Raw genomic sequence first — 5735 nt, forward strand, 5'->3', positions numbered from 1 at the left:
GATGGTCGAGCAGAGCCGGGTTCCGGGTGTCCTGGGCCTGGGCGATCTGGCGTTTCAGGTCCTCGCGCTGGGCGCGGAGTTCGGCGCGGCGCTGCTGTCGTTGTCCTTGAGCCTGGTCAGCAGCACGACGTTGTGGCCCCACGGAATTTGTCCAACGGCCGGTTGGACACTTGCTTCTTGCGGCCATGCCTCAGCGAACGCGCATGTACGGGAGGTTCGCCCGTGAGAAGCCGCCCAGGTCAGGGAAGGCCTCGCGCAGGCGTGGGCCAGGCGCTCGCACAGTCCCTGCTCGAGCCTCTCCACGCTAATCTCCCCGCCATCGAACAGATCGAACGAACTTGCGAGTGGCCAAACATGAGCGCACGCCCGACCCACCGGAATGGCCCACTAGAGCCTTCACAGGAAGCCATACGCAGCCGAGCTATACCAATTGGTCTAGATCTATTTGGAAATTGGCCTAGACCATACCCTTCAGTTATCAGCACCGATTCAGCAGGCGGTCCGGAAACGACGGGAAACAACCGGGATGATCCGGACAAACGGCACACCAGCAGAGGCCGCCCCGCTCCCCCGTGGAACGGCCCTCCTCTCCGGATCAATGCCGGGTATATCAGCAGGTCAGCGCTACCGAACGTCCAATCCAGTCACGGCACGGCCGATCAGCATTCGCTGAATTTCGCTCGTGCCCTCGAAGATCGTAAAGATCTTCGCGTCCCGGTGCCAGCGCTCGACCGGGTACTCGCGCGTGTAGCCGTTACCGCCGAGGATCTGGATCGCCTGCTCGGTCACCCGGACCGCGGTCTCTCCCGCCACGAGCTTCGACATCGACCCCTCGGCGGCGTCGAACGGCAGCCCCCGACGTGCCATCCACGCCGCCCGCCAGGTCAGCAGCCGGGCCGCGTCCACCGCCGCCCGCATGTCGGCGAGCTGGAACGCGACGCCCTGGTTCTGCCCGATCGGGCGCCCGAACTGCACGCGCGTGCGCGCGTACTCCGTCGCGAACTCCGCCGCCGCCCGCGCCACGCCGACGGCCATCGCCGCCACCGAAGGCCGCGAGGCCTCGAACGTCTTCATCGCCGCCTGCTCGCCGCCGCGCCCGCCCTCGCGGATCCGGGCCAGCCGCTCGTCGAGCTTGTCCTTGCCGCCGACCAGGCACCGGCCGGGCACCCGGACGCCGTCCAGGATGACCTCCGCGGTGTGCGAGGCCCGGACGCCGTGCTTGCGGAACTTCTGTCCCATCGAAAGGCCCGGCGTCCCCGGCGGCACGATGAAGCTCGCCTGGCCGCGCGAGCCCAGCGAGGGGTCCACCGAGGCGACGACGACATGCACGTTCGCGATCCCGCCGTTCGTCGCCCAGGTCTTCACCCCGTTGATCACCCACTCGTCGGCCGCGGCATCGTAGACCGCCCGGGTGCGGATCGCCGCCACGTCACTGCCGGCGTCGGGCTCGGAGGAGCAAAACGCGCCGAGCTTCACGTCCCCCGGCTCGCCGAACATCTGCGGCAGCCACTCCCCGATCTGGTCGGCTGTCCCGTTGGACACCACCGACACGGCCGCCAGCGAGCTGCCCACCAGCGAGAGCCCGATTCCCGCGTCCCCCCAGAACAGCTCCTCGAACGCGACCGGGATGCCGAGGCCGGACGGCTCGAAGTACTGCTGCGCGTAGAAATCCAGCGAGTACAGCCCGATCTTGGCCGCTTCCTCGAGGACCGGCCACGGTACCTGCTCCCGCTCGTCCCACTCGGCGGCGGCGGGCCGGATCACGGACTTCGCGAACTCGTGGACCCAGTCCCGCGTCTCGCGCAGGTCGCCGCTCAGCTCCAGCGAGAACCCCGGTGTCTGCTCACTCATGTTACTAGACAGTAACCTAGTCGCCAGGATGGCTGCAAGCAGCGCGACGGGCCGGCCGATGACGCTGAGCATCCGGGACTTCTGGCCATGTCGATAGGCGACGGGGCGGCGGACCATGGAACCTGACCGTCCACCCTTAACGGAGACACCATGACGCTACATCCGACCGATCACGCTGGGCTTGAGATACTGCCGTTCGCGGACTGCCTGCGGCTGCTCGATTCGGTCCCGGTGGGCCGGGTCGGTTTCTTCGCGGACGGCGAGATCGTGATACTGCCGGTCAACTACCTGGCGGACGGGCAGAACGTGATCTTCCGCACCGGCGCCGGGTCCAAGCTGTCCAGCATCGGCAGCAGGAACCTGGTGGGCTTCGAGGCGGACGACTACGACGTCGGGACCCACTCCGGCTGGAGCGTCGTGATCAGCGGCTTTACCGAGGTGGTGGAGTCCGAGGAGGAGATCCGGCGGCTGAACGACCTCGGCCTGCGCGCATGGGCCAGGCCCGAGGAAGAGGTCCCGACCTGGATCCGGATACGGCCAACCTCGGTCACCGGCCGCCGCACCCCTGGCTCCGCGTTCGGCGGCTGACGCCTGTTCACCGAACCGGCATGCGCCGGCCTTCGTTACCCTTTGCATGCAGGGCGATGCTTTCAGCAAGATTGATATCGGGACGACGGCGACCTGGCGGGCCGCCGGGGTGACCAGAGCGCGGCTGGCCAGGCTCGTCCAAACCGGCGAACTTGTGCGGATCCGGCATAGCGTGTACGCGACGGCCCGCATCCTGGCCGCGGCCGAGACAAATCCGCAGCTCGGTCACGCACTGCAGGTGGCCGCGGTGTTGGCTACCCGGACGCGCAAGGGCGTGGCAAGCCACCACTCGGCAGCGCGGATGCACGGGCTTGACCTGTTGCGCAGACCACCAGACGCAGCGGTGACGTTCACCGTGCCGCCGGGCACCCGCAAGGGACCGTACGCCCGGACCGACGTGGTTCGCCATCCTGCGGACCTCCCCGAAGAGCACGTCACCAAGCTGTACGGCCTGCTGGTTACCACCGCGGCCAGGACGGCGGCCGACATCGCACGCACCGCGACGTTCATGGAAGGCGTCGTGGTCGCCGACTCGGCACTGTACAAGCGGTACGCGTCGAAGACCGAGATGCGCCGCGTGCTGACGTACTGCGAGCAGTGGCCCGGTATCAAGCAGGCCAGGCAGGTGGTCGAATTCGCCAGCCCGCTCGCCGAGTCAGCACTTGAGTCTTGCGCGCGGGTCATCTTCCGCGAACTGAGCCTGCCGCCGCCCGCGCTGCAGGTCAACATCATCGGCCGCTCCGGCCACTTCATCGCGCGGACTGACTTCTGCTGGGACGAGCACCGGACGATCGCCGAAGCTGATGGGCTGCTCAAGTACGCGAGCGGCGCCGACGCGATCGCGCAGCTCAAGCGGGACCGGCTGCTGCGTGCGGCGGGTTACGAGGTCGTCCACTTCACCTGGCAGGAGCTCTTCAGCGACCCAGCGGACATCGCCACGCGCATCCGCGCGGGCTTCTCCCGGGCACTGCGCCTCGCCGGTGCCCCGTTATCTCACTATCCGGACGCCCCGCCACAAGATAGGACCCGAACGGCAGACAGAAATGCGGATAAAACGGACAATAAACCTGCGGTTCGGGTCCTATGTTGAGCGAGGGGGGCGGCGGCGGGCCGTTTAGGGCGCTGGCTCGGGGTCGGCGGGGGGTTCGTGGGTGGCGCGGTAGGCCTCGACGGTCTGCAGCTTGTGCCAGCGGGCGTACTGCTCGATCGCGGCCTGGTCGCCCGATTCCAGCAGGTCGATGAGGTGGGCGTGCTCGGCGAGGGAAGCCTTGGAGCGGTCGGGCAGGTAGGCGAACATCGTCGAGCGGATACGGTCCAGGCGCAGGTACGTCTGCTCGATCAGCTCCACCAGGTAGGCATTGGCGCAGCGGGCGACGATCATCTCGTGCAGCCTGCGGTTCAGCCGGCTGAACCGGAGGGGATCGCAGGCTTCGGCCACCTCGCCCATCTCGGCGGCGAGCTTGCGCAGCCTGGCCAGGTCCGCGGGACGAAGGTGCCGGCTGGCGTCGGCGGTGGCCGCGCCTTCCAGAATCGCTACCGCCACCATCTCCTGCTCCCAGGTGGTGGCGTCCACCGGCGCCACGATCGCGCCGACGTTGGGCTGGAACCGCACCCAGCCCTCGGCCTCGAGGCGCCGCAGCGCCTCCCGCACCGGAATCGCGCTGACGCCCAGCTCGCGAGCGAGCGCGTCGATGTTCAGCCGCGCCTCGGGCGGATGCGCGCCGGAGTGGATGCGGTCCCGGAGGATCGTATACGTCCGCTCCTGCTTGTTCACAGCAACAGAGGGTACGCCGGTTTGTACTGGTTGCTCCACCGCCCGGCTAGGACGCCGGCTTCTCGGCGACGCAGTGGTTCACGCACTCGCCCAGGCCTTCGACGTAGGTGCGCAGCACCTGGCCTGGCTTGAGGTACACGGGGGGCTTGCGCGCGTCGCCGACCCCGCCGGTGGTGCCCGTCAGCAGCAGGTCGCCGGGCCGCAGCGTGATCGTCTGGCTGGTGTACGCGACGATCTGCTCGGGCGTGAACACCAGGTCGGACGTGCGGGCCTGCTGCATCACCTCGCCGTCGACCTCGCAGCGGATCTCCAGGTCCGAGGCGTGGTCCACCTCGTCCGGCGTGACCAGGTACGGGCCGACCGGCGTGGAGTGCTCGAACATCTTGCCCGCCTGCCACTGCAGGGTGCGGCGCTGCCAGTCCCGCATCGACACGTCGTTGCTCGTCGCGTAGCCGGCGATCGCCGCGAGCGCCTCCTCCGTGCCCGCCCGGTAGACCGGCGTGCCGATGACGACCGCGAGCTCGACCTCCCAGTCGACCTTCTCGCTCACCGCCGGGAGCGCCAGGTCGTCGTTCGGCCCCATGAGCGTCTCGGCGAACTTGGCGAACAGCGTCGGGTACTCGGGCAGCTCGCGCCCGGTTTCGGCGATGTGCGTCCGGTAGTTCAGCCCGACGCAGATGATCTTCGACGGGTTGACGACGAGCGGAGCGAAGTCCGCTTCTGAGACGAGCACGGGCACGGCCGCGGCGCCGGACCGCTCGGGGACAGACGCGGCGTCGCCGGCGGCGAGCAGCGCGCCGACGTCGGCGGCGTCCAGCGGGATCAGCGTGTCGGATTCGAGTCGCGCCGCAGTCGTCCCGGCGCCGGTGCGGATCGTGGCAAAGCGCATGGGCAGACTCTAATACCCGGACAGAGGTGGGGCGGGGCTTGGGGGTGTCGGCGCCCCGCTTGCCTGTACTGGCGATTGCCTCAGCCGTTGCTTGACACGCTGGACCTAGGCGCCCGACCCCGACCCCGACCCCGCGCCGCCCGGCGCCGGGGGCGCGGGCACGCAGCTGGGCGCCGGAGGGGAGGCCAGCTCGCTTATCCCCAGGTCCGTGCCGTCCGCGTTGAACTCCACGCCTACCACCATGATGTCGCCGGCCGGGATGCCCTGCGCGTTGACGGTGATGGAGCCGTCGTCGCTGCGCCCTACCTGCGTTGTGATCGGTCCGCTCTGCGGCGCGGCCGGCGGCGAGGCGACGCTCGCGCAGCCCGGCACGACCGGCACCACGACCACCTGGCCGGCGCCGAGCTGGCGCAGCCGGGCGTTGGCGGCCGCGATCCCCGACGTCTTGTAGACGTCGAGCGTGATCGTGCCGTTGGGGTTCTGCCGCACCGCGTAGGCCGGGGTCGCTTTGCTGGCGAGGTGGCCGCTGGTCCCGTGTCCGCTGGCCACGAGGGTGCCTGCGATGCCACCGACGGCGAGGCAGCCTGCCCCCGTCACCAGCACCGCCCGCCGCGCCGCGAGGTGCCGCTTCGG

7 protein-coding genes are annotated in these 5735 nt (G+C 69.3%); 3 read left to right on the forward strand and 4 right to left on the reverse strand.

Annotation, left to right across the window (positions count from 1 at the left end):
* Nucleotides 1-226: hypothetical protein (locus Q1N79_RS22590; protein ID WP_300612148.1), on the forward strand; the 226-nt coding region annotated here is incomplete at its 5' end.
* 398 nt (nt 227-624) lie between these two features.
* Here the strand turns inward: Q1N79_RS22590 and Q1N79_RS22595 are convergent.
* Nucleotides 625-1851: an acyl-CoA dehydrogenase family protein gene (locus Q1N79_RS22595; protein WP_300612150.1), complete on the reverse strand. Its 1227-nt coding sequence runs from the start codon at nt 1849-1851 to the stop codon at nt 625-627.
* Nucleotides 1852-2001: 150 nt separating this feature from the next.
* Here Q1N79_RS22595 and Q1N79_RS22600 point away from each other — a divergent pair, with 150 nt between their 5' ends.
* Nucleotides 2002-2439, forward strand: a complete 438-nt coding sequence (locus tag Q1N79_RS22600; protein ID WP_300612152.1) for a pyridoxamine 5'-phosphate oxidase family protein — start codon at nt 2002-2004, stop codon at nt 2437-2439.
* Between the two features lie 46 nt (nt 2440-2485).
* Complete coding sequence (locus Q1N79_RS22605; RefSeq protein WP_300612154.1) at nt 2486-3529, forward strand: type IV toxin-antitoxin system AbiEi family antitoxin domain-containing protein; 1044 nt, start codon at nt 2486-2488, stop codon at nt 3527-3529.
* A gap of 24 nt (nt 3530-3553) precedes the next feature.
* Here the strand turns inward: Q1N79_RS22605 and Q1N79_RS22610 are convergent, their stop codons facing one another.
* The 3 genes from Q1N79_RS22610 to Q1N79_RS22620 all read right to left on the reverse strand — a co-directional run.
* On the reverse strand, nt 3554-4213 hold the full coding sequence (locus tag Q1N79_RS22610; RefSeq protein WP_300612155.1) for a GntR family transcriptional regulator: 660 nt from the start codon (nt 4211-4213) through the stop codon (nt 3554-3556).
* A 46-nt stretch (nt 4214-4259) separates the two neighbouring features.
* Nucleotides 4260-5102, reverse strand: coding sequence for a fumarylacetoacetate hydrolase family protein (locus tag Q1N79_RS22615; RefSeq protein WP_300612156.1), 843 nt, complete (start codon nt 5100-5102; stop codon nt 4260-4262).
* A 105-nt stretch (nt 5103-5207) separates the two neighbouring features.
* Nucleotides 5208-5735: hypothetical protein (locus tag Q1N79_RS22620; protein ID WP_300612158.1), on the reverse strand; the 528-nt coding region annotated here is incomplete at its 5' end.

This window comes from Trebonia sp., assembly GCF_030042015.1.
GTDB lineage: Bacteria > Actinomycetota > Actinomycetes > Streptosporangiales > Streptosporangiaceae > Trebonia.

Bases quoted from the DNA above. Each gene is read 5' to 3' on its own strand.
- Q1N79_RS22595 (WP_300612150.1), bottom strand. From the start codon at position 1,851: ATGAGTGAGCAGACACCGGGGTTCTCGCTGGAGCTGAGCGGCGACCTG.
- Q1N79_RS22600 (WP_300612152.1), top strand. From the start codon at position 2,002: ATGACGCTACATCCGACCGATCACGCTGGGCTTGAGATACTGCCGTTC.
- Q1N79_RS22605 (WP_300612154.1), top strand. From the start codon at position 2,486: ATGCAGGGCGATGCTTTCAGCAAGATTGATATCGGGACGACGGCGACC.
- Q1N79_RS22615 (WP_300612156.1), bottom strand. From the start codon at position 5,102: ATGCGCTTTGCCACGATCCGCACCGGCGCCGGGACGACTGCGGCGCGA.